Below are 26,003 nucleotides of genomic sequence, written 5' to 3' on the forward strand. Positions count from 1 at the left end.
ATGATAAAATAATACAGGTATGAAAGAGGTGGAAAAATGGATACAAAAAAGATTAAAATATTAGGAATTATTTCCAACGTCTTTTTAGTTTTGGGGTTAATCTTGCTCGTTTTTGTCAGTGCATGGATTGCGCTCGTCTGCTTTTTAATTTCTTTAGGTTTAAGTCTTGTATTATTTAATATGTTATATCACGGTAAGCGCGTAGTGAAAATAATGGTCAATATCGCTTACTTTGTTGTTTTATGTGTTGTGTTAGTGATGATTTATATGTCAAGGTAACGTCTAATTGTGAAAAGGAGCTTATGAGATGAAACGATCGCGTAAAGTCAACGTTTTTAAAGTTATTATTCTTTTTTTGTTTACGTTATTTGTGATTTTATTTGTGATAAATGAAACAACGCTCTTTAAAAATGATAAAACACATACATTCGATGAGGCCTTTGATAAACAAGTTCAAGGCGATGCGTTACATACAAAATCAAAAGGCAACCGATTCATAAATGCTTCTGAACAGGATGTGAAAGCGGCAATGACTGTGGACCGCAAAGATTCAGATTTGATGTATATGGATTTATCTGAACCGATTCAAATGTCCGAAGATGAAGTGAATGAAATGCTGAAAGGTAAAGGGATTTTAGAAGGGCATGGGAAAGCTTTTCTAGAGGCTCAAAAAGAAAATGATGTAAATGTGATATATTTAGTGAGTCATGCGCAGTTAGAAACAGGAGAAGGTCAGTCTGCTTTAGCGAGAGGTTTACGCAAAGGAGACGCACGTTACTACAACTTTTTTGGAATTGGCGCATTTGATCGTCAAGCCGTAAAGACAGGAGCAAGCTATGCTGAAAAAGCTGGATGGACGTCACCAGATAAAGCGATTAAAGGTGGCGCATCGTTTGTAAGAAATCAATACTTTGAAAATGGACAGCTCAACTTATATCAAATGCGATGGAATCCACAAAATCCGGCTACGAATCAATATGCGAGTGACATTGATTGGCCTTCTAAAATTGCTGAACGTATGGAAGCCTATTACAAAAAATATGGCATTAAAAAAGATGATATTCGAAAAGATTTTTATAAGAAAAGATAAATAACGGGGTGATGATATGAAAATTGGTATTGTGGGCGCTGGCATTGGGGGCCTTACTGCTGCCATTATGCTTCGAGCACAGGGACACGATATCTCTATTTATGAAAAAGAAGACGCTATTCGTGAAGTGGGTGCGGGTATCGGTATTGGAGACAATGTCATTCAATTACTTGGTCAACATGATCTTGCGAAAGGAATTAAAAATGCGGGTCAAGTGCTGACAGCGATGCGTATTTTTGATGAGAAAGGAAATTTATTAAATACATTGCCTTTAAGCGAAGATAAGACGAATGTGACATTAGAACGTCAAAAGTTAGTTGATCTGTTAAAGTCATATTTGGATGATACATTATTTCATTTCAATCATGAAGTGACACATGTCGAAAGTGATGGTACAACTGCAACGATTCACTTTAAACAACAAAATGCAGTACAAGTCGATATGATTATTGGTGCAGATGGCATTCATTCCAAGGTTCGACAAGCAGTTCAACCTAAAAGTAAAGTACAGTATCAAGGTTACACATGTTTTAGAGGTATTGTAGAAGATATGGACCTGTTAAAGCCAATAGCGGATGAATATTGGGGTCAAAAAGGGCGTTTCGGAATTGTACCGTTACTTGACGGGCGTGTGTATTGGTTTGCGACAATGAATGCGAAAGAAAATGATATGTATTTTAAAAAGTTTAATAAACCATATTTACAAGCGTATTTTAATCATTTTCCAGAACCTGTCCGAAAAGTATTAGATTTGCAACCTGAAACAGCGATTTTACATCATGACATTTATGATTTGAAGTCACTGTCGACATTCGTGTACCAAAAGAATATCGTTTTATTAGGTGATGCAGCACATGCGACGACACCGAACATGGGACAAGGTGCAGGACAGTCGATGGAAGACGCAATCGTTTTAGCGAATGTCTTGAAAAAATATGACACACTTGAAACGGCATTAAAACGTTATGATCGATTACGCGTGAAACATACACAAAAAATAACGAAGCGTTCTCGAAAAATTGGTAAAATGGCACAAAAATCCAATGGCCTAAGTATTAAAATGAGAAATCGATGTATGCGAATACTGCCAACATGGGTGATGAAACAACAAACGCGTATTTTGTATCGTACTAAAAGTGAATAACAAAAAAGCGGGATAGGTACCACAGTCGACACTGTGTCATCTATCCCGTTTATTTAATGTGATCGATAATTATAGAGATTTAAACGATAAAAGAAAATTGAACGGTCTAGTTCAGTGATATCAATTTTAATTAACACTACCTTGACAAATCGTAGGAAACAAACAAAAATAATTTTGCCCCATCACTTTAATGTCTAATAAAAATAAACTGAACTTATTTTGCTTCGTTCACAATATAGTCCGGTGTTTCACCATTTGCTTTTTTAACAAGGTTCTTCGCAACGATTTCTGCCATCATATCACGTGCTTCGAAAGTAGCATTACCGATATGTGGTGTAATGACAACATTGTCTAATTCTTTAAGACCTTCAGTGATTTCTGGTTCAAATTCATAAACGTCAAGTGCTGCACCTTCAATTGTTTTGTTTTGAAGCGCCTTTAATAATGCAGCTTCATGCACGATAGGTCCGCGAGAAGCATTGATTAAGTAGCTTGTTGGTTTCATCATTTCAAGCTGAGGCGTATCAATCATGTGACGCATTGACGGATGATATGCGGCATTAATCGCAACGAAATCAGCTGTTTGTAGTAATGTGTCTAAATCTAAATATTGTGCGCCTAATTCGCGTTCTTTGTCAGGTTTTTGATGTGGACCTGTGTATAGAATATCCATATCAAATCCTTTCGCACGACGCGCAACAGCCGTACCAATTTCACCTAATCCGATAATGCCTAATTTTTTGCCAGAAACTTCACGTCCGCGGAAAAATAACGGTGCCCAACCGTTAAATCCTTCATTGCGCATTAAGCGGTCTCCCTCAGCAACGCGACGTGCAGCAGCGAGTAAAATAGCCATTGTTAACTCAGCTGTAGAGTTAGTAGAAGCTTTAGGTGTATTCGAAACATCGATATTTTTTGAACGCGCATAATCGACATCGACATTATTAAAACCTGCCCCATAGTTTGCGATAAATTGTAATTCTGAGCCGCTATCAATGACTTCTTGATCGACTTCTGTAGATAATAAACTTACAAGTCCGAAAGCATCTTTCACACCATTTTTGAGTGTTTCTTTATCAATAATGCCTTCACCTTCGTACATCTCTACCTCAAAATTTGCCTTTAATATTTCAAGTCCTTTTTCTGGGATAGGACCTGCGATAAATACTTTTTTCATATGCGATTCCCACCTTTCTCCTCTAGTATATGAAACCCCTTTCTAGATTACAAGGAATGCAAGTTACACGACTAACTTCAGTCCTACAGCAGATATGATAATCAACAAAATAAAAAAGATTCTTAAAAACTGTTTCGATTCATGATAAACGACCATGCTTAAAATGGTACCGCCTGCTGTGCCAATTCCTGTCCAAATCGCGTAAGCTGTACCCATTGGAATGACTTGCATCGCCCAAGAAAGACTTAATAAGCTGAGTGCGAACGTGACAGCAAGTAATACAATGTAACGTTTTTGGTGATGACGTGCATATTCGTTTAACCAAAGCACTCCTAAAACTTCAAATAATCCTGCTAATAAGAGGGCAAACCAACTCATTGCTGTTCACCTGCCTTATCTGTCGTTAACTTGAGTCCGATTACCCCTATAAGTAATGTTGCGATGAAGAAAAGTTTGACTAAGCTGACTGACTCATTGAAGAACAGCATACCTACAATGACAGTACCTAAAGTGCCGATGCCTACAAATACAGCATATACTGTGCCGACGGGTAAGACACGTGAAGCGGATACCATCATCCAAAAACTTAAACTAATAATCGCAATGGTCAGAATCCATTGGTAAAGCTGATGAGAATGTGTTAAGCCGATGACCCAAACGACTTCCATCAGACCTGCAAAAATCACTTTTGTCCATTGCATGAAAATTGCCTCCTTAAAATCATATAATGCCATCATATAATGAACACGAATGTATAGGCAAGATTGAAATAGGGAGAAGGGCATGTTCAAAGACAACATAAAAAACCATTGCTGTATCGTGTGACAACAATGGTTTTTTTAATCATGATATTTTTGACATCTTATACGTGGATGTAGTTGTATGAAGCCGCTTCTGAAGCAGAGATTGTACGTGAACTTACGCTGAATGGCCCGCCGTCATAGTTCATTTCAGATACTGTGATTGAACCATCTTCATTCACTGATTCAACGTATGCAACGTGACCCATTGGCCCTGCGTTTGATTGTAAGATTGAACCTTCTTCTGGTTTATTATCTACTGTGAAACCTGCAGCAGCTGCTGAGCTTGCCCAGTTGTTTGCGTTACCCCAAGTTGAACCAATTTCACCGCCAACTTTGTCGTAAACATACCAAGTACATTGACCAGGTGTGTATAAGTTTCCAGCGCTAGATACGCCAGTTGATTGTGTTGAAGTTGATGTAGTTGTAGTGTTTTGACCGTTCGTGTATGATTGATTGCTGTTTGCATTGTAGTTGTAGTTTGTATTACCTTGTGCATTTGTGTTGTAGCCGTAGTTGTAGCTGTATGAATAGCTATAGTTACCCTCAGCAGCATCTGCGTTATCGTGGTGTAAGCCCACCGCTGCAGCAGCACCTAATCCTGCAGTTAATGTAGTTGTAGTAGCGAATTTTTTTAACATAATAAAAGTCCTCCTAGATATTTTGGTTGTTTATTTTAATTTAGATATTTTTAAAGTTAGAGTATTTAAATCAATCGTTCTTTTAACGACAATATGAACTTTATCAAAAATTGAGTCGCCTGTGTGGAATGTTACAGTTTTGTAATTGAATTAAAACTCTAATGGGACACTATGTAATCTTGTGACAACTGCATAAATCATCTCAAAATGTGAATTTCATGCGCTATTTAGTTTCAATTTTAAACTTTTGTAATGATAGATGTTACAGCGAATGTAATATTTAGAAAGTTGATTGATACGATCGTTTGCTTTGATTAGCACAACACATATGTAACGGAAAGCATTAATGCTGACCTGAGCTGTAGAATGCAAAAATTACCTCTACTTTATAGTAAGTCCTTGATAGGCTTGGAACGTTTCATATGGATAGCCTTGAGCAAGTAAGACTAAAAATAAAAGACCTATAGCAACATAATTCGTCTCATATAGGGTATAAACAAGCAACACCATCATTAGTACGTTGTGACATTCAAAAAATTGTTTTCTTTTTATAATCGTTCTGTTACGATTCATGTTGAGTCACAATTCGATGACACGACATCAAAAAGAAAAAAACAGAAAGAAGGGTAAACATATGAAAATAGCAATTGTAGGATCAGGTAATGGGGCTGTTACAGCGGCAGTAGATATGGCGAATCAAGGACATCAAGTTAAACTTTATTGTCGTAACCAATCCATCAGTAAATTTGATTACGCCATTGAACAAGGTGGTTTTAATTTTAATAACGAGGGCACAGAAAGTTTTGTGGCATTCACAAATATTAGCGACGACATGGGCTATGTCTTAGAGGGTGCTGAAATTGTTATGTTGTGTATACCATCTTCATTTATCGAATATTATGCGGAACTGATGTCATCACACATCAATAATGATCAAATCATCTTCTTTAATATGGCGGCAGCAATGGGCTCAGCACGTTTTATTAAAGTGTTAGAAGAATACAAAATCGAAACACGTCCTATCTTTGCAGAGGCCAATACATTAACATATGGGACACGCGTCAACTTTGAAACAGCTTCAGTTGATTTATCATTAAATGTACGTAAAGTTTATTTCTCTACATTAAATGAAAAAGATTTAACGCAAACATTTAAAAAGGTAGAATCACTTTATCCTTATATCGTGAAAGAAGAAAGTTTATGGCGTACGAATTTAGAAAATGGTAACCCAGAAGTACACCCAGGACCAACGTTATTGAATGTCGGACGTATTGATTACAGTGGCGATTTTGCGTTGTATAAAGAAGGGATTACAAATCATACAGTACGTCTATTACATGCGGTTGAAGTGGAACGTTTAACTTTAGGACGCAAGCTAGGATTTGAATTAGAAACAGCGAAAGAAGCTCGTATTGCACGTGGTTATTTAGAACGTGAATTGGAAGATGAACCATTGAACAAGTTGTTTAACCATAGTCCGGTGTTTTCACGTATTCCAGGTCCTAACAAAGTCAACAACCGTTATCTAACTGAAGATATCGCTTATGGTCTCGTATTATGGTCAAGTTTGGGGAGAGAAATAGGGGTGCCTACACCGAACATTGATGCTATTATCGTTATCGCGTCAACCATCTTAGAACGTGACTTTTTCAATGAGGGCTTAACAATCGAATATTTAGGAAGAGAGAATGTAGGGTTAGCTTCTTACTAATAATACAAAGGGGAGTGTGTTGTGTATGAAAAGAAAACCTACTTTACTAGAGTCACTTTCAACCATTATCGTCATGATGATTGTTGTCTGTGTAGGATTTATAATATTTAAAATACCAGTACAACCTTTATTAATTATTTCGGCAGCTTATGCAGCATGGATTGCACGGCGTGTCGGCTTACGTTGGAAAGATCTAGAAGAAGGGATCACTGATCGTTTAGCCACAGCGATGCCTGCGATATTCATCATATTAACCGTGGGCATCATTGTCGGTTCATGGATGTATTCAGGGACTGTGCCGGCATTGATTTATTATGGCTTGAAATTTTTAAGTCCGAGTTATTTCTTGATTTCGGCGTTTATCATTTCCGCAATCACTTCAGTTGCAACAGGGACAGCATGGGGGTCAGCATCTACAGCGGGTATTGCATTAATGGCGATTGGTTTACATATGGATATTCCAGCAGGTATGGCAGCCGGTGCGATTATTTCAGGAGCAGTATTTGGTGATAAAATGTCACCATTGTCAGATACGACCAATTTGGCATCATTAGTAACACGCGTAAATATTTTCAGTCATATTAAACACATGATTTGGACGACTGTGCCGGCTTCTATCATTGGACTCATCGTTTGGCATATCGCATCAAGAAATTTTTCAGTTCAGACGAATACCGCACAAATTGATGCGTTATTAAAAGACATTGCAACGATGTATCATATTAATTTTTTCGTTTGGCTACCACTGATTGTCATCGTTATTTGTCTGTTAGCTAAAATGTCAACTGTGCCATCAATGCTGATTTCAAGTGTTGTGGCTATTTTAGTCGGTTGGTTGAACAACGGTTTTCAATTAAATAACGGTTTCATAGCGACATTTAGCGGTTTTAAACCAGATATGCTACTCGGTCAAGAAGGGTTATCAGAAAAGGCATTATCATTGATCGAACAAGGTGGCATGATGAGCATGACGCAAATTTTAGTGACTATCTTTTGTGGATATGCATTTGCAGGCATTGTCGAAAAAGCAGGTTGTCTAGACGTGATTTTGCATAGTATCTCCAAAAATATTAATTCACGTGGTCAACTCATACTTGTGACTGTCATCGGAAGTTTAATGATGGTACTCGCGGCAGGTGTTGCCTCAGTGGTCATTATTATGGTCGGTGTCCTACTTATGCAAATGTATGACAAAATGGATTTAGATCGTGTGAATTTATCGCGAACATTGGAAGACTCTGGTACGATGCTCATCCCACTCATTCCATGGGGAACATCAGGAATCTATTATACACAACAACTCGGTGTCGGCGTTGGCCAATTTTTCATTTGGGCAGTGCCATGTTATCTTTGTGTACTGATTGCACTATTCTATGGATTTACAGGCATAGGCATTAAAAAGAAAAAACACGCATAGACATTGTTTGACTAGCAAAAGTATATATCCTAAAATCAAACACAACTGATTTTAAGGTATATACTTTTTTATGATTTTAAACGATTGATGTATGAAAAAAGAGATTTATCTTACTGTGAGATTATAGAAAAATCATCGAAATAAAAAGAAAATTTGAAAGAATTGAATCATATATGTTTTAGTGATATGAAAAACGGTAATAATATAAACATGAAGAGGTGATTCCATTTTTTACTTAATAGTTCTAGTAGCGATGATTCTATTATGGTTTGGGATTCACCGATACATCAATCACGATCAACAACAACTAAAAAGTCCTTCTGTAATATCATGGGTCATTAGTCTTATACTGTATTTTGTAGCGATTGTACTGTATAAGACTGATGCCCTTCATTTATATGAGCGAATGCATGAAATAGCACTCGTCACTGTGTTTGGTTTTATTGTGGCTTGGACTTATTCTCATCTTTATCGCTCTATAGACACTATCGTATATACAGTGATGATTGTATTGTTAACACTTGTCATTTTTGCGACAAGTGTCCCAAGCCTGTTGGTTTCCGGTGCAATGACGATAATGCTCGTCGTACGTTTTGTTTTAACAGCAGTATTTGTAGGGATAGGTGTGCATGTCGTTATTAAGCAAATGAAAGCTAAAGATATGGAAAACTTTCCATTGCTCTACTTTTTTGCGTTTGGTTATTGGATAACGATTGCATACTGGTTATAAAGTCCCAAAATATACTGTTAATGAAAGACAAGCGATTGATCTTCAGCACAGTGGCGATATTCAAAAGAACCCTCTGCACAAATCATGCAGAGGGTTTCATATATTAGTAATAAATATTAGTGAATGTAGTTGTATGATGCAGCTTGAGCAGCTGAGATTGTACGGCTTGTTACCACACCAGGACCGTAACCGTAGTTCATTTCTGATACGCGTACAGAACCATCACCGTTAACACCTTCAACATAGGCTACGTGACCGAAAGCACCTACAGTCGTTTGTAAAATCGCACCTGCTGCTGGACGGTGGTTCACTGTGTAACCTGCTTGTGCTGCTGCGTTTGCCCAGTTGTTTGCGTTACCCCAAGTTGAACCAATTTTACCACCTACACGATCAAATACGTAGTAAGTACATTGGCCTACAGTGTATAAGTTCGCACTTGAACTACCTCTTGATACTGAACGTGTTGACGTTGAAGTCGTTGTATAAGATGATGAATAATCATGTGAGCTGTATGAGCTAGATGTGCTTGTTGTTTGTGTTGTGTATGATGGCGCACTGTAGCGTTGTGTTGGTGCGCTGTAAGTACGAGTTGGTTGAGTGTATGAAGCACCCGCTGTTGCATCGTAACCAGTGTAGTAAGAAGCTGATGCGTTACCACCGTTGAATTGTGCTGGTGACCAGTTACCTTCCCATGTGAAATGGTAGTTACCTGCGTTATCGATTGTGTAAGAGTAGCTGTAAGATGTTGGGTCTTGTGGGTTGTATCCACCATTGTATTCTGCTGCTTCTGCGTCGTGACCGTGAGCTAATGTGAAAGCAGCAACTCCTGCTGTAGCGATTGTAGTTGTAGCGATTAATTTTTTCATTGTAAAAAAATCCTCCTAGATAATTTGTTCAAGATTATAAAGTTAATTCACTAAAGTGTGATTTGATTTTTGCATAAGTATAAACCAACTTGCTGTGGTCTAATAACGATATATACTGTATCAGAAAAAAATTCGCTTGTGTAGTACTTCTTTGTTTTGTAATGTTTACTCATTTTGATGAAAATAGATGTAACATTTAGAAGGTTCATAAACGCCTTTGTTGAGGGATTTATAAGTAGAAAAGAAAAATTTTGAAAGTAGTTTAAAATATTTTGTTACATAATTGTAATATAGTTACAATAACATTTCGGCGCCAATTTTTTTGAACTTTTTGTGTTATGGAAATAAAAGGAAAAATATACACAATGCATTAATCCGGGTATATTTATGCATTAAAATATGAATAAAAGGGTATAGTGTATTAATATTTAAACATGCTTTTCAATAAATCGTAAGTAATCAATTGAATCTTTTGTTAATGTGAATAAATATGTTGTATTAAAAGTCAATGAACGAGTTTTTTCCTATTATATATAAGAAAATAGAATAAAGTATGATTGTTTAACCATAAAATTAATAGAAAAATAGCGTTATTTTAAGATGTGCACGTTATAAAATGAAATCGGAATGTTTCTTATTGACAAATAGCTTGAGTAAGGGATATAATCACAGTATAAATTTTATACTTGAAAGGTGGTGCTAAGATGAAAATTGAATTAGGATTGACATCTTTTGCAGATAACCAAGATATGCATACAGAAAATGGTGTATTACCAGCAATTTCAAACGGCGAACGTATCCGTAATATTGTTGAAGAAATTAAACTCGCAGATGAAGTAGGCCTTGACGTCTATGGTTTAGGGGAACATCACCGCCCTGATTACGCTGTATCTAGCCCAACAACAGTACTTGCGGCAGCAGCGGCTGTTACTAAAAATATTAAATTGTCATCTGCAGTAACTGTCTTATCATCAGATGATCCAATTCGTGTTTACCAACAATTTGCGACAATTGATGCGTTATCTGATGGACGTGCAGAAATTATGGCTGGTCGAGGTTCATTTATTGAATCTTTCCCATTATTTGGTTACGATCTTAAAAATTATGAACAACTTTTTGATGAAAAATTAGAGCTATTATTAAAAATTAATCAAAATACAATTATACACTGGGAAGGTGCACTCACACCAAACATTGATGGACGTGGCGTATATCCACGTGCGGTACAAAAAGAATTACCAGTGTGGTTAGCAACTGGGGGCACACCAGAGTCATCATTAAAAGCAGGATCATTAGGATTACCAATTACTTATGCGATAATAGGTGGTGACCCAAAAAGATTTAGACGTAATATTGCGATGTACAAAGCGGTTGCTGAATCAAATGGTCATAAGGGTGACACACTTCAAGTTGCTTCTCATTCTTGGGGCTACGTTGCTGATACAGATGAACAAGCGCAACGTGAATTTTATCCAAGTGTAGAAGCACATCACAATGTATTAGCTAAAGAAAGAGGATGGCCACCGTTCTCTAATGAGCATTTCCAAAGAGAGATTGGTCCAAATGGTGCGATGTACGTCGGTAGTCCAGAAACTGTCGCACAAAAAATTATTGATACAGTCGAGGCATTAGGTATTACACGATTTATGTTACACTTACCATTAGGTTCTATGCCACATGAAAGAACAATGCATGCAATTAGACTTTTTGGGGAAAAGGTAAAACCTATCGTCGATTCATATTTTGAAAACAAATAGGAGGAATTTAGAAATGATTTTACGTTACGTTACAAACTTAAAGGTTGCAAAACACTTATATGATGCAGCTCAACCAAAATTGAAAGGTGACCAAGGTATGAAGGACGCTTTCGAAATGTTCAAATTACCAGAAGGCATGGTTAAAGTTATCGGTATTACTGAAGCTGTAGCTGCGGGTCTTTTCGCAATTAGTATCTTTGACAAACGTTTTTCTCAACTTGCTTCAATTTTAACACTAGGTGTATTAACTGGTGCGATTTACAAACACATTGAAGCAGGCCAAGGTAAAGAAGGTGCACAACACGCAATCGACGTGGCATCTTTAGCAGGCTTAAGTTTAATTGATAACATTGTTAACAAAAAATAATAACAATAACATATTCATTTAATGTTTATTGTTCCAGTTCTTTAGTTTAAATATTTATTATTGTTGACGATAGCTTAAAAATGAATATTTAATAATTTAACCTACAAAGTATTTCACTTTGTAGGTTATTATTTTTTTTATTTCTTCTACGCGTTGTGATTGATTGTTAATAAGACATTTGCACAAAACTCAATTGTTGTTCAATTAAAATCGAAGCTTAAAATTAATTTGTTTATAATCTTTATTTTCGCTTATATTAGGCATTTTAGTACAACGCTTATTTTACTAAAGAAAAAATAACAAAATTTTTTTCAGAAACGATACTCAGAAAGTAATTGAAAAAAAGACAGATTCGGTTTAAAATATAAACGTTAAAATATTAAATTTCCAAGTTAATATAGTTATTAGAAAAATTAGACAAGAAACCTATTAAACTTGGCACTTATCTATAGGGGGTAAGCGTATGGAAAAATATCAAATCAAAAATATGAAAGAATTAATGACGATCAGCTTCACGACAAAAGGGATTTACACAGAAATTAAGAAGAAGTATAGCTTAACTTATGAAGAACTCTTTATCTTAACGTTTATTTTGGAACATCAACAAGAAACATATAACGTTAAAGATATTATTAGAGCTTCAAAATTTAAGCCATACTATATTACAAAAGCGATGCAAAAGCTAAAAGACTTTGGTTTCTTAACTAAAAAACGTAATGAACAAGATGAAAGAACAGTTATCATTGAAGTTTCAAAAGAGCAATACGAAAAAATTGCTGGCTTATTTAACGAAATTGAGACTTTACTATAATTAATGACGACATCATTCAGCTTGAGCGGGCAAAGAACAAGGATGACTGTTGGATATAGCGTAAAGTAGTTGCGGATTGGATAGCATGCAATCTGTTTCTAGCAGCGATGTATCCAAGAAAAACCACTATTCATTATGACAAATCGTTACGTATATTTTTGTCTAGCAGAATAGTGAAAAAGGGATGGATAATAAGCGACAGAAAGTGAACTGAATTTGCTTTTTGTCGCTTTTTTAAATTGCTCAGAAAAAATTTTCTAAACGAGCATGATTGGAAGGCCTATAAAAGTGCATTAAAATAAGTATTTAACTTTATAAAACATGATAAAAATTAAAACTTATTTTCGAACTCGGATTAGGCATTCGCACATATTTGTATTATAATGTTGACTAAGTAGATAAGAAATAAAAAGATTGAGAGGTTTTAGAAATGAAATCTGTGTTAATCCAGTCTGCTGTACAGAAAGAATGGGTTGCAAAACTTGAAGCGCATCGTGATCAATTAACAAAATATGCTCAAAATAATGATCATGAGCATCGTTTTCCACATGAAAATATTCAGTGGTTGGTTGACGAAGGGTATACGCAACTCACGTTACCGCAATCATACGGTGGACGGGGGGCAACTTTAGAAGATATGGTCATCCTCCAGTCAGTTCTCGGTTCGATTGATGGGCCGACAGCGCTTTCTATTGGGTGGCATGTGGCATTAGTAGGTGAAGTGTTTGAGCGCCGAATTTGGGACGAAGCGATATTAGAAGATTTTGCCGAAGCAGTGAAAAATGGGGCGTTGGCGAATAGAGCGGTGAGTGAAGCTGAAACAGGTAGCCCTACAAGAGGTGGACGTCCTCAAACTTATGCACGTTTTGAGAATGATTACTATATTTTAAATGGCGTCAAAACATTTACGTCGATGAGTCCTGCCTTGACACATATCATCGTGGTAGCTTATATCCCTGAAAAAGAACAAGTCGGCTTTTTTATGGTTGAAAAAGGGACGCCTGGCCTAGAAATTGCCAATAATTGGAATATGGTTGGCATGCGTGCTACAGAAAGTCATGATGTAATACTAAATGATGTCCAAGTGAATTCAAACATGCTTATCGAAATCAGAGGAGAAGGCCCACCGTATCAAAATGGATGGTTGCTACATATTCCGGCGACTTATTTAGGGATTGCTCAAGCAGCGAGAGATTATGCAGTTGATTTTGCGTTGGATTATAGCCCCAATAGTATAGAAGGACCAATTGCTGATTTACCGGTTGTCCAACAAAATATGGGTCAAATGGAAACGAAATTAATTACTGCAAGACATTTACTGTGGAGTACCGCACGTGCTTATCAAACACGCACACCTCAAGATAATATTGGGGCAGAAACTGCAGCGAGTAAGGTCGTAGTGATGAATGAAGGCTTGGACGTCATTGATATAGCGATGCGTATTGTCGGTGCGAAAAGTTTAGAAATGGACCGTCCATTGCAAAGATATTTTAGAGATATGCGCGCGGGATTACACAATCCGCCGATGCAGGACATGGCTTATACTAAAATTGCACAACAAGCGATGACTGAACGCCAAAATAATATATAAGTAACGCAGTTCATAAAAGACCATTGTGTTTTAGTGAAAGAGTCGATATGATAGGTTTAGAGAAAAAAGTTCGGCACTATGTATGCGCGCTAATTTAAAATGAATAGAGGAGTATAGGATGATGCGATATCTTTTACTGGGCATAGGGGGTATCTTTACATTATTAGGGTTTGCAGGAGCAGTGTTACCATTACTACCTACAACACCTTTTTTACTTGTCGCTGTACTCTGTTTTGCGAAAAGTTCCGACCGATTTCATGATTGGTTGATTCAAACCAAAGTGTATCAAGCGTACGTTGAAGATTTTCGAAAATATCGTGGCTATACGATGAAAAAGAAAATACAATTGTTAATCAGTTTGTATATTGTAGTGGGATTTTCAATTTTCATGGTGGATGTGACAATGATTCGACTTGGATTATTGGTGATGGTGATATTACAAACGATTGTCTTATTTACGTGGGTGAAGACTTTACCGAAAAGTTACGATACACGCTAAAAGGATGTACATGAAGTATATTGAACTAGAAATATTGAGCAGAAATGGCACGATATAATGAATGTCATTTCTGCTTTTTTATTGTCGTTACGAGAATAATAGTTAAAATCGTCATATACAATATTGCTTATTGAATACAGTGATTAAAAAACAAAATTAAGTATGTAACAAACGTTTATGAAACACCCATTTTAATAATTTAAAAAGTTTTGTTTAGAAAAAGATTGATTATAAAGGCGTTTCGCTATATAATAATGATAATCATTATCAATTGGAGGAAAACTAAATGAGGAAATTATTATTACCATTATTGGTATTTATGTTAATTTTGGCTGCATGTGGTCAAAATGAAAATAAAAGCAGTAAAGCGGAAACGAAAGCGTTTAACTTAAAAACAGCTAAAGGTGAAGATAAAGTCGATATTCCAAAAGAACCAAAACGTATTGTTGTGCTTGCGCCTACATATGCGGGTGGCTTAAAATATCTAGATGCAAATATTGTCGGTGTATCAGATCAAGTTAAACAAAGTCCCGTCCTTGAAAAACAATTTAAAGATGTTGATAAAGTCGGTACGGATGATGTTGAGAAAGTGGCAACATTAAAACCAGATTTAATCATTACATACAATACAGACAAAAATACAGATAAATTGAAGAAAATTGCGCCAACACTTGCATTTGACTATGCGCAATACAACTATCTTGAACAACAAGAAGCTATGGGAGAGATTGTTGGCAAATCAGATGAAGTGAAAAAGTGGAAAGCTGATTGGGAGAAACAAACTGCACAAGATGGTAAAGACATTAAAGCCCATCTTGGTGACGACGCAACTGTAACGATTTTTGAAGACTTTGATAAGAAAATTTATGCTTATGGTAAAAACTGGGGACGTGGAAGTGAAGTGCTCTACCAAGCTTTCGGTTTGAATATGCCTAAAGCGTTAGAAGATGCAACGAAAAAAGAAGGTTGGACAGAAGTGCCTAAAGAAGAAGTAGGGAAATATGCAGGTGACGTGATTGTAACTGCAAAAGCAAAAGATGCGGCACAACCTGAATTCCAAAAAACAGCCATGTGGCAAAATTTAGAAGCGGTACAAAAAGGACATGCGTTTAATGTGGATTCTAGTGTGTACTGGTATAATGATCCATACACATTGGATGTCATTCGTAAGGATTTGAAGAAACAACTTTTAGCGTTACCATCGAATTAAATCGTGGTGTAATAAGAGAAAGCGGTACTACTCTGAATTGGGTGGCACCGCTTTTACTTTATGATGTTCAATCATTTTATTGTTTGTTAACTATTATGATAGGATTATTTAATCAAAAGTGAAAAGGTATCTGATCTACTTCTGAGTGCTCGTCTCAAAAGTGATGAGATACCTTTTTAATATGTTAAGTTATTTTGTTTTACGAACGTAAGTGATGGCGCCGTGTTTATCAAAGATAGTGAGTCCGGAAATATCTTTTTTCGATGTTGGAATAATGATACTTACGATATAAGCAACGATAAATGCTGTCATAAAGGCGATAATTGAGATATAGAATGGTGATCCTGCACCGCCGATCCCTTTTCCTTGTAAGAAATAACTTACGATAACAGCGACTAAAATACCGATAATGACACCGACACCGTGTGTGCGTTTAGTAAAGATACCTACCGCAAAAATACCTGCAATTGGTACACCGAAGAGCCCTGTAATCAATAAGAAGAGATCCCAAACGTCATTTGAATCTGCCGCGATTAAATATAATGAAATGAGCATACCGATAAGTCCTGTGACAACAGTAGTGACACGAGCGATACGTACTTCTGCTGCATCACTTTTAATTCCGAAGAAGCGTTGTTTAATATCTACTGAGAAACAGGCTGCAATTGAGTTTAAACTTGATGAAATAGTTGATTGTGCAGCTGCGAAAATAGCCGCAATCATGAGCCCCGCAACGAATGGTGGCATCTCAGTTAAGATGAAGTAAGGTACGATAGATGATGTGTTGAAATCTTTTGGTAAAGTTGTATGAGTCGCATAAAATACATAAAGCACAGTCCCCATACCATAAAAGAGTGGTGCTGAAATGAGTGCTAACACACCATTTGTCCAAATTGAATGAGATGTCTCTTTTAAAGATTCAGAAGCTTGATAACGTTGTACGACGTCTTGACTCGCTGTATATTGTTGCAAGTTGTTAAAGACACTTCCAAGAAAGATGATTGGAATAGCAGCAGCTGCAGCATTCATTTTCCAGTTGTCTGCACTGATTAATTTATGGTTACTGACTGCTTCGTTGACAACAGTGCCTAAACCGCCATCAATATGAATAACGCCCATAATAATAATCACAAGTGCGCCACCTAATAAAATAACACCTTGAATGAAGTCGCTCCACACAACACCTTCAAAACCACCCAGAAACGTATAGATAATACATAAAATACCAACAAGACTTGCAACTAAATATGGATTGATGTCAGAAACTGCTGTAATTGCAAGTGTTGGCAGATAAATGACAATCGCTACACGCCCTAAATGGAATAATATAAATAATGCAGAACCAATGACACGTACTGCAGGATTAAAGCGTGCTTCTAAGTATTCGTAAGCTGAAGTAATTTTAAGCTTTTTAAAGAATGGAATATAAAAATGAATCAATAGTGGGATAATAGCGACAATTGCGATGTTACCTGCAATATATGACCAATCTGTTAAATAAGCTTTTTCTGGTGTCGACATAAATGTAATGGCACTTAAAGTTGTAGCATAAATTGAAAATCCGACAACCCAAGAAGGTAGACGACCGCTCGCTTTAAAGAAGCTATCAGTATCTTTACCGGCACGTTTAGTAAAAAATGCTCCGACTGCTAACATAATCAATAAGTATAAAATTAAAGCAATCCAGTTCCAAAAACCAAAGCCAATTGTTCCCATAAAAACAAACCCCTTTCAATTTTCAATATAATGATTTTTAAAGAAACCGCTTACAATATATTGCAAAAGAAAAGAGTGAAGAACAACTGCTTCTCTATTTATAGTTGGAACTCCACTCTTTTTAATTCAAATTCAAAGTATAACAATTCTCTTAAATAACGTTGTCATTTTAAAGTTGATATTGGCTGATCAATGTTTTTAATGCATCGCGATGTGTTTCATTAAACGGATGGAATGGTGCTTTAGGTACACCTGTGTCAATGCCTTTTTCAGCTAAAATGGCTTTTAACGTTGGATAAAGTCCCATACCGAGTACTGTCTCAATAATATCATTCGTTTCATGTTGGATACGGTAAGCTTCTTCAATCGCACCGTTTTGGGCTTTTTCAAAAATTTCACGAATACGGTGACCGTTCACATTAAATGTAGAGCCAATCGCACCGTCAACACCTGAAATAGCTGCTTGTACAAGCATTTCATCAAAACCAGAGAAAATTAATTTATCTGGGAATGCTTTACGTAAACGTTCGAGTAAGAAGAAGTCTGGCGCTGTATATTTCACACCGATGACTTTTTCGTTTTGGAAAAGCTCTTCAAATTGTTGGATTGAAATATTCACACCTGTTAATCCAGGAATAGAATAGACAATCATATTATTTTGAGTTGCTTCAATAATAGCAAAATAATAATCTCGAATTTCTTCAAAAGTAAATGGATAATAAAATGGTGTAACAGCTGATAGTGAATCATAACCAAGTTCAGTCGCGTATTTCCCAAGTTCGATTGCTTCATTTAAATCTAGAGAACCGACTTGTGCAATTAATCGAATATCATCTTTGGCTTCATCTTTTGTAATTCGGAATACTTCTTTCTTTTGTTCAGTATTCATTAAAAAGTTTTCACCCGAACTGCCATTAACGTACAAGCCGTCTAATTTTTGTTCGTCAATCGCGTTACGGATAATCGCTCTTAAACCTTGTTCTTTCACTTGTCCATTTTCATCAAATGGAACGAGTAAAGCTGCATATAACCCTTTTAAACCTTCGACCATGGTACACCCTCCAATAAATAATCTGTTTGTAATATTGGTCTGACCAATTTATAATTTAATTGTAAGCGTTAACAATGAATAGGTCAATCACTTTACAACGTGTCGTAACAATTATGTTAAACTGAACTAAACTGTATACAAGGAGTTAGTAAGCATCATGGCGGAAATATCGAGTCGTTCTAGTAAAAATTTGAAGCAGACAGTCGTACAAAAAATTAAAGATTATATTTTAGCAGAGTCATTACAGGTAGGGGATAAGTTACCAACTGAACGCAAGTTAGCCGAATCATATCAAGTGAGTCGCTCCGTCGTTCGAGAGGCGTTAAGTTATCTCGAGAATACAGGTGTGACTGAAAGTGTACAAGGGCGAGGCACATTGGTGAAAGCACAAGATATTACGCCACTGATTGAAGGGTTTTTATTTAGTTTTCAAGTCTCTCACGGAAATTTAAAAGATTTAATGATGCTGCGTCTTACTTTCGAATTAGCAGCTATTGATATTATTGAGCGTAAACAGGCGCCGTTAACATCGATAGCAGAGGCACTTGTGGATGATGTCAATATGTTTAATGTGGCTGCGGATCAGAAGTTTCATGAAAGTCTACTCACAGCGGTAGATTCTTCGTTATTTCAACAGATGAGTGCAGTCGTGCAAGCGTATTTCTATCAAACACCTATTGAAACATCGCGAGAACAAAATGTGCGGAGTATGACTGAACATCGTGAAATCTATGAAGCGTTATTGGCTGGGAATTTTCCATTGGCTAAAGCATTGTTAACGGAACATCTCATGAGAGGGGCAGAGTTTTATGAAGAAAGTAGCTTTTGACATTGGTGGCACTTATATTAAGTCCGCCATTATTGATGACAATCGACAATTGCAAGATTATGATAAAGTGCGCACACCGGTAAATGAAGACGACGCTATTGTTAACTATATCGAAACAAGGTTACAGCGTTATATCGAGGACCATCAACTACAAGAGGTGGTTGTAGGGATTTCAACGGCAGGCGCAGTGGATAGAGTCGCACGTGCTATTGCTTATGCAAATCCTAATATTTTGAATTATACGGGGACTGATTTTGCGGATAAACTAGGTGCATACGTGGAGCAGTTAGCCGTATATAATGATGTGGATGCTGCGTTGTTAGGCGAGTTGAGTGAGAGAGCAACAGACTATGAGAGTGCATTTTGTTTAACTTTAGGAACAGGAATTGGTGGCAGTTATTATCATCGAAATATCGGATTGTTAACAGGAATACGCCATCGTCCAAATCAAATTGGTTATTTATTGTATGATCCGGAAACTGAGACGCAATATGAGCAACGTGCCTCGACAGAAGCGTTGAAACAACTATTAATCAAAGAAAACTATCCGCATCAAAATATTCAGCAACTGTTTGAAGAAGCTGCGCGTGGTGAGACTCAAGCACGTCAATATATTGAGCAATGGGCGCGTGAAGTTGCACGAGGAATTGCGGAAATTCAAATTGTGTATGATCCAGAAATCATTATTATTGGTGGCGGTGTTTCTGCACAAGGTGACGTGTTATTAAGTTATATTTTGCCGGAATTAAAAAAATATTTACCACACGATTACGGTCATGCTAAAGTCGAAGTCGCTCAACTTCAAAATCATGCTGCGCTACTCGGTGCAGTTGCTAAATTGTAAACAACTATAGAAATTTTATTTACATTAATGCTATAATCTGAAATGTACTGTTTTCATCATATCTAGGAGGAAAAAGATTTTGAACACGAAATTTTTAGTTTATACAGCATTAATGACAGCAATTATAGCCGTAATGGGCTTTATTCCAGCGATTCCATTACCTTTTATTCCAGTGCCAATCGTGCTCCAAAATGTAGGTATCTTTTTGGCAGGAATTTTATTAGGTCGTCGCTATGGTACATTAAGTGTTATCGTATTTTTATTACTCGTACTCATGGGTGCGCCATTACTTTCAGGTGGCCGAGGAGGTTACGGCGTTTTCTTCGGACCGAGTGTAGGATTTTTAATCATGTATCCTATTGCAGCATTTTTAATTGGTTGGATGCGCGATAAGCATTTTGCGACATTAGATTTTAAACGTACTTTTGTGATTATCGTCATCTTTGGGGTTGTGTTATTAGACTTAGTCGGTGCTATTGTGATGGGCTTTGTCATTCATATGCCATTGTCTAAAGCGATTTATCTGTCATTAACATTTTTACCTGGAGACTTGATTAAAGCTGCGATTGCTTCACTCATTGCAGTGGCATTATTTAACAATCCAGTGTTCTCCAGAATCATGCAGCAATTAGCGAAATAATTAATGAAAGTTAGGGGATGTTGATGGAAATTCAAATGAAAGATATTTATTGTGAAGGGGAAGTTTATTCTAAAAATGACATCGTGACGATTTATATGACATCAGACACACCGCTAACTTATGATTCTAATAAGTGGACCTATCATCAAATGCCAGATGTTGCTAAATTTAAAGAAGATATGAGACAGCAACAAGCGCTCCATTATGATAACGGTATTTATCTTCATCTGAAATTTGAGTTTCCAGAAAATATCAAGCCAGATGTAGAAATGATGCAATTTTTACGTACTGAAGGCTTTCAATTAGGCAATCTTGAATTGTATGCGATTGAAGCGGCTGATTTACGTCGATTGACTGGTCCAACGCTTGATGTAGTACCTGTAACATTAGAGAATATGGCAGACTACATGCAAATTTATGAGCCGTTATCGATTCAATTTGGGGCATCTTATGTAAAAGAAAGTCAGAAAGCATTGCAGACCAATTTGGAAAAAGAATCCCGTTCGTTACAACCTTATATCGCATATGAAAAGGGTGAGCCGGTAGGAATTATGAATTTGATTGAGACTGAGCGCACAGTGGAGTTGGACGGTTTTGCAGTAGCTGAAAAAGCACGTGGTCGTGGCATTGGTTCAAGTATGCAGGCGTTTGTCGGAGAAGTTGCGAATCAGCGACCTGTCATTTTAGTGGCTGATGCTGAAGATACAGCGAAAGAGATGTATATCAAACAAGGTTATACATTTGTCAGTTTTCAGTACAGTGCGTTAAAGGAATTGTCTCATTCAGTACCTTATTGATTCCACTAAGGATAGGCAGTGGGCAAATCGTTCGAGTTTCTCATTTATTAGTGATAAAAAATAAAAGCAGGCGTATGTTGAGGATTGAATCTCATCTACGCCTGTTTTGACTTATAATGGTTGGACACGTTCTGGATGACTGTATATATTAAAGTAGCCGTTTCGCACGAAGCCAATTGCTGTAATGTTTAAGTCGTGAGCCAATTGAACCGCTAAAGTGGTAGGGGCTGATTTAGAAATAATCATGCCGACTCCGATTTTGGCAGCTTTAATTAAGATTTCTGAAGAGATACGACCGCTAAATATGAGCACTTTATCTCGCACGCTAATGTGACGATGAATGCAATAACCATAAAGTTTATCCAATGCGTTATGCCGACCAATATCCTGCCGGTGAATATAGAAATCATTGCCATCGCTAATCGCCGCGTTATGTAAGCCTCCTGTTGCTTGAAAGACACGGCTTTGATCTTGTAAACGCGCCATCATACTTAAGATTTGAGGCGGGGTCAATTGAAGGTTGGACATTGAAGTTTTTGCAATGGCGGCATCATTTTGGAAATAAAATTCTCGACTTTTACCACAACATGAAGCAACTAAACGTTTCGTTGATAATTGTATACGGTCGTGTAAAGGTGACGTGATTTCAACATGAGCATAGCCCCGGTGTTCATCTATTTCTATTGATTTCAGCTCATCTCTTTTTAAAATTACCCCTTCAGAAGCGAGAAATCCAAGTACAAGTTCTTCTAATTGATTGGGGCTACAAATCACTGTAGCAAATTCTTCTCGATTCACCATGATTGTGAGTGGTGTTTCTGTAACGTAATCATCTTCAGTTTCAAATAGCACACCATTTTCATAACGTACAATCGGTTGATTCGTTTTAATATCTGAGTTCAATTGTACAACCTCCTTTCAAAAAAGCGCTCTAATGCATATATGTATATACCAATTTTAAACTTTCTCAAACTATTTTAACAGAATTTGAAATATAGGAAGAGTTGAAAACGAAATTCAAAAGAAGTAAACTATAGTAAACAAATGGAGAGAGTAGGTTGAACTATGGTGAGTATTAGAGAGATTGCGAAAGAGGCTGGTGTGAGCCCCGGTACAGTGTCGCGTGTGTTAAACGAGGATCCTTCGCTATCTGTAGCAACAAAGACGAGACAACGCATTATTGAAATTGCCAATGCGCGTAATTATACAAAGCAAAAGCGCCTCACACGACAAATTCAAATTGTGACGCATGCTTCAAAAGAAAAGGAAATGATTGACCCATATTATCGAGAACTACGCTTAGCAATTGAAAAAGAAGTCAAGCACCTGAATTTAACCCTGAAAAAAACGATCCGCACAAATGAATTAACTTCTATTGAACAACTACAACAAGTAGAGAAGGCGGGCTCGGTAATTGTGATTGGTCCATTCAAGAAGTCAGTGATAGCACAGTTGTATACATATAACGAGCGACTCATTTTAATTAATCAAATCGATGCACCCAGTCATATTGATGCAGTATCTTCTGATTTATATCAAAGTATGCAAGCGTTACTTGAAGAACTTCAGGAGCGTCGTGTCGAGAAAGTCGCATATGTCGGTGGAGAAACGAAAGTGCGTGACATTAGTCATATCCATGATCGAATTGCGGATGCGAGACAACGTGCATATGTGGACTGGTGTGCGCAATCAAACATACAAATGGATTATTACCCGTCAAATTGGGAACGTCAAAGTGGTCTTGAAATCGGTCAACGTATTGCAGAGCGTGGGTCTTTACCACAAGTCATTATTACAGGCAATGATGTGCTCGCAGTGGGTGTATTACAAGGGTTACAACAGGCGCATATTCGTGTACCACAAGATGTGCAACTGGTTAGCTTTAATGATTCTGAAATTACACAATATACAGCACCAATGATTTCGAGTATTCGCATTCCTATTGAAGAGTTTGGTCGACAGGCTGTTCGTTTAGCACAAGATCAAATGAAAGGACAACGACAAGTCGCGATTCACATGCAGTTGAACACACATTTGAATTATAGGGAAAGTTTTTTGAAAGCGGTCTCAGTTGACAGTTAATAAGATAAACAGTAAACTATAATTGTTGTTTACTATAAAGACTTTGGGGTGTGAGATATGCAAAACCTAACTCAAAAATTTAAGGACATTTTTAATGCAGAACCAACATTGACAGCTTTTGCACCAGGGCGTATCAATTTGATTGGCGAACATACAGACTATAATGGTGGCTTTGTATTTCCAGCAGCAATCGAATTAGGGACTTATGGCGTAGGGCGATTACGTGACGACCGTAAGATTCAGCTGTACTCAGTGAATTTTGAGTCAGCAGGTGTGATGGCTTTTGATTTAGAGCATTTAGATTATGATGCAGAACATCAATGGGCCAATTATCCAAAAGGGATGATTCGTTATTTAGTTGAGCAATTTCCTGAGATTAATCGTGGTTTTGACATCGTTGTGGAAGGTAATATTCCGAATGGGGCAAGCTTGTCATCTTCTGCGTCTATCGAATTGTTAACAGGTCACCTTGTAACGACTTTATTCGATATTGAAATGGATCGTCTTGAGCTCGTTAAAATGGGGCAACGTGTTGAAAATGAATTTATTGGCGTGAATTCTGGTATTATGGATCAATTTATTGTCGGTTTCGGCAAAAAAGACCATGCGATTTTATTGGACACGAACACATTGGAGTACCATTATGTTCCAACAGAGTTCGGTGAGTATAAAATTTCGATTATGAATACGAATAAACGTAGAGAACTTGCTGAATCAAAATATAACGAACGTCGTAGCGAATGTGAGCGTGCGTTATCTCAATTACAAAATTATCTCGATGTACAATCTCTTGGGGAAATTACGATGGCACAATTTGAACAATATGCAGACAAAATTGATGATGATGTGCTTATGCGTCGTGCGAGACATGCGATTTCAGAAAATGAACGTACAAAACAAGCGTATGAAGTGTTACAAGCGCATGATTTTAAAACGTTTGGAGAATTATTAAATGCGTCTCATGCATCGTTAAAAGATGATTATGAAGTAACAGGGGTAGAGTTAGATACATTAGCAGAAGCTGCACAACAAGTTGACGGTGTGCTAGGGGCGCGAATGACAGGTGCAGGTTTTGCAGGATGTGCCATTGCGCTTGTACACAAAGATAAAATTGCTGACCTTGAAGAAAAGGTTACTGAAAAGTATACGAAGACTGTAGGTTATGCACCATCGTTTTATCATGTTGATATCGCAAATGGTGTGCGTACTTTAGAGAAACAATAAAGGAGTGTATTGTGTATGTCTATGCTTGTATTAGGTGGCGCAGGTTATATTGGGAGTCACTGTGTCGATCAATTAGTTGAAGCAGGTTACGATGTGGTTGTCGTGGATAACTTAGTGAAAGGGCATCGCGAAGCTGTCCATACTTCAGCACGTTTTTATGAGGGCGACGTGCGTGATCGTGAATTTTTAGACGGTGTATTTCAAAAAGAGTCAATTGATGGTGTGTTCCATTTTTGTGCTTATTCATTAGTGGGTGAATCAGTAGCGCATCCACTTGAATATTTCAACAACAATGTCTATGGATTACAAGTTTTACTCGAAGTAATGCGTGAACATGATGTCCAACATATCATTTTCAGTTCAACAGCTGCAGTTTATGGTGAACCAGAAGAAGTACCGATTGTAGAAACTTCACAAAAGTTACCAACAAGTCCATATGGTGAAAGTAAACTTGTGATGGAAAAAATGATGCGTTGGTGTCACGAAGCGTATGGTGTTAACTATGCCGCGTTACGTTATTTTAATGTTGCGGGAGCTAAAGAGAACGGTGCAATCGGTGAAGACCATCACCCAGAGACACACTTGATTCCAGTTGTACTTCAAGTGGCATTAGGTCAACGTGATGAATTAAAAATGTTTGGTGATGATTATGATACACCGGACGGGACACCGATTAGAGATTATTTACATGTCACAGATTTAATTTCTGCACATATTTTAGCGTATGATTATTTAAAAGCTGGCGGAGAAAGTGGTGCGTTCAACTTAGGTACGAACCATGGTTATTCAGTGAAAGAAATTTTAAATGCAGCACGTGAAGTGACAGGTCGAGACATTCCGGCAGTCGTTGCGCCTAGACGTGCAGGAGACCCAAGTAAATTAGTTGCTTCAAGTGATAAAGCGAAAGCACTTTTAAAATGGCAACCCCAACATGATGACATTCATGAGATTATACGTACTGCTTGGGAATGGCATCAAAAACACCCGAATGGATATGAAAACGTCTAAA

Annotated in this window: 27 protein-coding genes; 19 read left to right on the top strand and 8 right to left on the bottom strand. The window is 37.1% G+C overall.

The window, feature by feature from the left end:
- The first annotated feature begins 36 nt into the window (after window positions 1-36).
- Genes CCE82_RS03990 through CCE82_RS04000 form a run of 3 tightly spaced genes read left to right on the top strand, consistent with a single transcriptional unit; the run spans window position 37 to window position 2,234 of the window.
- Window positions 37-279 (top strand): hypothetical protein, encoded by a 243-nt coding sequence (locus tag CCE82_RS03990; RefSeq protein ID WP_086428140.1) that lies wholly within the window; start codon window positions 37-39, stop codon window positions 277-279.
- A gap of 28 nt (window positions 280-307) precedes the next feature.
- Entirely contained in the window at window positions 308-1,090 is a 783-nt protein-coding gene (locus CCE82_RS03995) for an N-acetylglucosaminidase (protein ID WP_086428141.1), read from the top strand.
- 16 nt (window positions 1,091-1,106) lie between these two features.
- The gene (locus CCE82_RS04000; RefSeq protein WP_086428142.1) at window positions 1,107-2,234 is read left to right on the top strand and encodes an FAD-dependent monooxygenase; all 1,128 of its coding nucleotides are present in this window, start codon (window positions 1,107-1,109) and stop codon (window positions 2,232-2,234) included.
- 214 nt (window positions 2,235-2,448) lie between these two features.
- Here the strand turns inward: CCE82_RS04000 and CCE82_RS04005 are convergent, their stop codons facing one another.
- The 4 genes from CCE82_RS04005 to CCE82_RS04020 all read right to left on the bottom strand — a co-directional run bounded on the left by CCE82_RS04005 (window position 2,449) and on the right by CCE82_RS04020 (window position 4,852).
- A complete protein-coding gene (locus CCE82_RS04005) occupies window positions 2,449-3,411 on the bottom strand; it encodes a 2-hydroxyacid dehydrogenase family protein (protein ID WP_086428143.1) in 963 nt (320 codons plus the stop codon).
- Window positions 3,412-3,474: 63 nt separating this feature from the next.
- Complete coding sequence (locus tag CCE82_RS04010; protein ID WP_086428144.1) at window positions 3,475-3,789, bottom strand: DMT family transporter; 315 nt, start codon at window positions 3,787-3,789, stop codon at window positions 3,475-3,477.
- Complete coding sequence (locus tag CCE82_RS04015; protein ID WP_086428145.1) at window positions 3,786-4,112, bottom strand: DMT family transporter; 327 nt, start codon at window positions 4,110-4,112, stop codon at window positions 3,786-3,788. The genes CCE82_RS04010 and CCE82_RS04015 overlap by 4 nt, the downstream gene beginning before the upstream one ends.
- Window positions 4,113-4,273: 161 nt before the next feature.
- A complete protein-coding gene (locus tag CCE82_RS04020) occupies window positions 4,274-4,852 on the bottom strand; it encodes a CHAP domain-containing protein (RefSeq protein ID WP_086428146.1) in 579 nt (192 codons plus the stop codon).
- Between the two features lie 634 nt (window positions 4,853-5,486).
- Between CCE82_RS04020 and CCE82_RS04025 the strand changes: the two genes are divergently transcribed.
- The 3 genes from CCE82_RS04025 to CCE82_RS04035 all read left to right on the top strand — a co-directional run bounded on the left by CCE82_RS04025 (window position 5,487) and on the right by CCE82_RS04035 (window position 8,710).
- Window positions 5,487-6,563 carry an NAD/NADP-dependent octopine/nopaline dehydrogenase family protein gene (locus CCE82_RS04025; protein ID WP_086428244.1) on the top strand — a complete coding sequence of 359 codons (1,077 nt, stop codon included), beginning with the start codon at window positions 5,487-5,489 and terminating at the stop codon, window positions 6,561-6,563.
- A 25-nt stretch (window positions 6,564-6,588) separates the two neighbouring features.
- Window positions 6,589-7,980, top strand: a complete 1,392-nt coding sequence (gene nhaC, locus CCE82_RS04030; protein ID WP_086428147.1) for a Na+/H+ antiporter NhaC — start codon at window positions 6,589-6,591, stop codon at window positions 7,978-7,980.
- 253 nt (window positions 7,981-8,233) lie between these two features.
- Complete coding sequence (locus CCE82_RS04035; protein ID WP_086428148.1) at window positions 8,234-8,710, top strand: hypothetical protein; 477 nt, start codon at window positions 8,234-8,236, stop codon at window positions 8,708-8,710.
- A 116-nt stretch (window positions 8,711-8,826) separates the two neighbouring features.
- On the opposite strand, the gene CCE82_RS04040 is transcribed toward CCE82_RS04035, so the two are convergent.
- On the bottom strand, window positions 8,827-9,576 hold the full coding sequence (locus CCE82_RS04040) for a CHAP domain-containing protein (protein ID WP_086428149.1): 750 nt from the start codon (window positions 9,574-9,576) through the stop codon (window positions 8,827-8,829).
- A gap of 704 nt (window positions 9,577-10,280) precedes the next feature.
- Between CCE82_RS04040 and CCE82_RS04045 the strand changes: the two genes are divergently transcribed.
- The 6 genes from CCE82_RS04045 (at window position 10,281) to CCE82_RS04070 (ending at window position 15,811) form a co-directional block, all read left to right on the top strand.
- Complete coding sequence (locus CCE82_RS04045; protein ID WP_086428150.1) at window positions 10,281-11,333, top strand: LLM class flavin-dependent oxidoreductase; 1,053 nt, start codon at window positions 10,281-10,283, stop codon at window positions 11,331-11,333.
- 13 nt (window positions 11,334-11,346) lie between these two features.
- Window positions 11,347-11,700: a DoxX family protein gene (locus CCE82_RS04050; protein WP_086428151.1), complete on the top strand. Its 354-nt coding sequence runs from the start codon at window positions 11,347-11,349 to the stop codon at window positions 11,698-11,700.
- Between the two features lie 463 nt (window positions 11,701-12,163).
- Window positions 12,164-12,511 carry a transcriptional regulator, SarA/Rot family gene (locus tag CCE82_RS04055; RefSeq protein ID WP_086428152.1) on the top strand — a complete coding sequence of 116 codons (348 nt, stop codon included), beginning with the start codon at window positions 12,164-12,166 and terminating at the stop codon, window positions 12,509-12,511.
- A 430-nt stretch (window positions 12,512-12,941) separates the two neighbouring features.
- Complete coding sequence (locus CCE82_RS04060; RefSeq protein WP_086428153.1) at window positions 12,942-14,102, top strand: acyl-CoA dehydrogenase family protein; 1,161 nt, start codon at window positions 12,942-12,944, stop codon at window positions 14,100-14,102.
- Between the two features lie 121 nt (window positions 14,103-14,223).
- Window positions 14,224-14,601 (top strand): YbaN family protein, encoded by a 378-nt coding sequence (locus tag CCE82_RS04065; RefSeq protein ID WP_086428154.1) that lies wholly within the window; start codon window positions 14,224-14,226, stop codon window positions 14,599-14,601.
- A 286-nt stretch (window positions 14,602-14,887) separates the two neighbouring features.
- On the top strand, window positions 14,888-15,811 hold the full coding sequence (locus CCE82_RS04070) for an ABC transporter substrate-binding protein (protein ID WP_086428155.1): 924 nt from the start codon (window positions 14,888-14,890) through the stop codon (window positions 15,809-15,811).
- A gap of 189 nt (window positions 15,812-16,000) precedes the next feature.
- Here CCE82_RS04070 and CCE82_RS04075 read toward each other — a convergent pair whose 3' ends face one another.
- Entirely contained in the window at window positions 16,001-17,527 is a 1,527-nt protein-coding gene (locus tag CCE82_RS04075; protein WP_086428156.1) for a sodium:solute symporter family protein, read from the bottom strand.
- 169 nt (window positions 17,528-17,696) lie between these two features.
- Window positions 17,697-18,578, bottom strand: a complete 882-nt coding sequence (locus CCE82_RS04080; protein ID WP_086428157.1) for an N-acetylneuraminate lyase — start codon at window positions 18,576-18,578, stop codon at window positions 17,697-17,699.
- A gap of 157 nt (window positions 18,579-18,735) precedes the next feature.
- On the opposite strand from CCE82_RS04080, the gene CCE82_RS04085 reads away from it, so the two are divergent.
- The 4 genes from CCE82_RS04085 (at window position 18,736) to CCE82_RS04100 (ending at window position 21,688) form a co-directional block, all read left to right on the top strand.
- Window positions 18,736-19,407, top strand: a complete 672-nt coding sequence (locus tag CCE82_RS04085; protein WP_086428158.1) for a FadR/GntR family transcriptional regulator — start codon at window positions 18,736-18,738, stop codon at window positions 19,405-19,407.
- Complete coding sequence (locus tag CCE82_RS04090) at window positions 19,388-20,251, top strand: ROK family protein (protein WP_086428159.1); 864 nt, start codon at window positions 19,388-19,390, stop codon at window positions 20,249-20,251. Before CCE82_RS04085 ends, CCE82_RS04090 begins: the two co-directional genes overlap by 20 nt.
- Before the next feature lie 79 nt (window positions 20,252-20,330).
- The gene (locus CCE82_RS04095) at window positions 20,331-20,891 is read left to right on the top strand and encodes a biotin transporter BioY (protein ID WP_086428160.1); all 561 of its coding nucleotides are present in this window, start codon (window positions 20,331-20,333) and stop codon (window positions 20,889-20,891) included.
- A gap of 23 nt (window positions 20,892-20,914) precedes the next feature.
- Window positions 20,915-21,688: a GNAT family N-acetyltransferase gene (locus CCE82_RS04100; RefSeq protein WP_086428161.1), complete on the top strand. Its 774-nt coding sequence runs from the start codon at window positions 20,915-20,917 to the stop codon at window positions 21,686-21,688.
- A 111-nt stretch (window positions 21,689-21,799) separates the two neighbouring features.
- On the opposite strand, the gene fdhD is transcribed toward CCE82_RS04100, so the two are convergent.
- Window positions 21,800-22,591 (bottom strand): formate dehydrogenase accessory sulfurtransferase FdhD, encoded by a 792-nt coding sequence (gene fdhD / locus CCE82_RS04105; RefSeq protein WP_086428162.1) that lies wholly within the window; start codon window positions 22,589-22,591, stop codon window positions 21,800-21,802.
- 162 nt (window positions 22,592-22,753) lie between these two features.
- Between fdhD and CCE82_RS04110 the strand changes: the two genes are divergently transcribed.
- From CCE82_RS04110 to galE, 3 genes are read left to right on the top strand one after another with little or no spacing between them, the layout of a single operon-like run.
- Complete coding sequence (locus tag CCE82_RS04110) at window positions 22,754-23,770, top strand: LacI family DNA-binding transcriptional regulator (protein ID WP_086428163.1); 1,017 nt, start codon at window positions 22,754-22,756, stop codon at window positions 23,768-23,770.
- A 57-nt stretch (window positions 23,771-23,827) separates the two neighbouring features.
- Complete coding sequence (locus CCE82_RS04115; protein ID WP_086428164.1) at window positions 23,828-24,994, top strand: galactokinase; 1,167 nt, start codon at window positions 23,828-23,830, stop codon at window positions 24,992-24,994.
- Window positions 24,995-25,009: 15 nt separating this feature from the next.
- Window positions 25,010-26,002 carry a UDP-glucose 4-epimerase GalE gene (gene galE / locus CCE82_RS04120; RefSeq protein ID WP_086428165.1) on the top strand — a complete coding sequence of 331 codons (993 nt, stop codon included), beginning with the start codon at window positions 25,010-25,012 and terminating at the stop codon, window positions 26,000-26,002.
- Window position 26,003 lies beyond the last annotated feature (1 nt).

It is taken from the genome of Staphylococcus cornubiensis, from assembly GCF_900183575.1.
Taxonomy (GTDB): Bacteria; Bacillota; Bacilli; order Staphylococcales; family Staphylococcaceae; genus Staphylococcus; species Staphylococcus cornubiensis.

Excerpts from the sequence above, each read along its gene's own strand:
- CCE82_RS04110 (WP_086428163.1), top strand. The coding sequence starts at position 22,754 with ATGGTGAGTATTAGAGAGATTGCGAAAGAGGCTGGTGTGAGCCCCGGT.
- CCE82_RS04025 (WP_086428244.1), top strand. The coding sequence starts at position 5,487 with ATGAAAATAGCAATTGTAGGATCAGGTAATGGGGCTGTTACAGCGGCA.
- CCE82_RS04020 (WP_086428146.1), bottom strand. The coding sequence starts at position 4,852 with ATGTTAAAAAAATTCGCTACTACAACTACATTAACTGCAGGATTAGGT.
- nhaC (WP_086428147.1), top strand. The coding sequence starts at position 6,589 with ATGAAAAGAAAACCTACTTTACTAGAGTCACTTTCAACCATTATCGTC.
- CCE82_RS04115 (WP_086428164.1), top strand. The coding sequence starts at position 23,828 with ATGCAAAACCTAACTCAAAAATTTAAGGACATTTTTAATGCAGAACCA.
- CCE82_RS04100 (WP_086428161.1), top strand. The coding sequence starts at position 20,915 with ATGGAAATTCAAATGAAAGATATTTATTGTGAAGGGGAAGTTTATTCT.
- CCE82_RS04000 (WP_086428142.1), top strand. The coding sequence starts at position 1,107 with ATGAAAATTGGTATTGTGGGCGCTGGCATTGGGGGCCTTACTGCTGCC.
- CCE82_RS04010 (WP_086428144.1), bottom strand. The coding sequence starts at position 3,789 with ATGAGTTGGTTTGCCCTCTTATTAGCAGGATTATTTGAAGTTTTAGGA.
- CCE82_RS04085 (WP_086428158.1), top strand. The coding sequence starts at position 18,736 with ATGGCGGAAATATCGAGTCGTTCTAGTAAAAATTTGAAGCAGACAGTC.
- CCE82_RS04090 (WP_086428159.1), top strand. The coding sequence starts at position 19,388 with ATGAAGAAAGTAGCTTTTGACATTGGTGGCACTTATATTAAGTCCGCC.
- CCE82_RS04065 (WP_086428154.1), top strand. The coding sequence starts at position 14,224 with ATGCGATATCTTTTACTGGGCATAGGGGGTATCTTTACATTATTAGGG.
- CCE82_RS04005 (WP_086428143.1), bottom strand. The coding sequence starts at position 3,411 with ATGAAAAAAGTATTTATCGCAGGTCCTATCCCAGAAAAAGGACTTGAA.
- CCE82_RS04060 (WP_086428153.1), top strand. The coding sequence starts at position 12,942 with ATGAAATCTGTGTTAATCCAGTCTGCTGTACAGAAAGAATGGGTTGCA.
- CCE82_RS04055 (WP_086428152.1), top strand. The coding sequence starts at position 12,164 with ATGGAAAAATATCAAATCAAAAATATGAAAGAATTAATGACGATCAGC.
- galE (WP_086428165.1), top strand. The coding sequence starts at position 25,010 with ATGTCTATGCTTGTATTAGGTGGCGCAGGTTATATTGGGAGTCACTGT.
- CCE82_RS04050 (WP_086428151.1), top strand. The coding sequence starts at position 11,347 with ATGATTTTACGTTACGTTACAAACTTAAAGGTTGCAAAACACTTATAT.
- CCE82_RS04035 (WP_086428148.1), top strand. The coding sequence starts at position 8,234 with ATGATTCTATTATGGTTTGGGATTCACCGATACATCAATCACGATCAA.
- CCE82_RS04045 (WP_086428150.1), top strand. The coding sequence starts at position 10,281 with ATGAAAATTGAATTAGGATTGACATCTTTTGCAGATAACCAAGATATG.
- CCE82_RS04015 (WP_086428145.1), bottom strand. The coding sequence starts at position 4,112 with ATGCAATGGACAAAAGTGATTTTTGCAGGTCTGATGGAAGTCGTTTGG.
- CCE82_RS03995 (WP_086428141.1), top strand. The coding sequence starts at position 308 with ATGAAACGATCGCGTAAAGTCAACGTTTTTAAAGTTATTATTCTTTTT.
- CCE82_RS04070 (WP_086428155.1), top strand. The coding sequence starts at position 14,888 with ATGAGGAAATTATTATTACCATTATTGGTATTTATGTTAATTTTGGCT.
- CCE82_RS03990 (WP_086428140.1), top strand. The coding sequence starts at position 37 with ATGGATACAAAAAAGATTAAAATATTAGGAATTATTTCCAACGTCTTT.
- CCE82_RS04080 (WP_086428157.1), bottom strand. The coding sequence starts at position 18,578 with ATGGTCGAAGGTTTAAAAGGGTTATATGCAGCTTTACTCGTTCCATTT.
- CCE82_RS04040 (WP_086428149.1), bottom strand. The coding sequence starts at position 9,576 with ATGAAAAAATTAATCGCTACAACTACAATCGCTACAGCAGGAGTTGCT.
- CCE82_RS04075 (WP_086428156.1), bottom strand. The coding sequence starts at position 17,527 with ATGGGAACAATTGGCTTTGGTTTTTGGAACTGGATTGCTTTAATTTTA.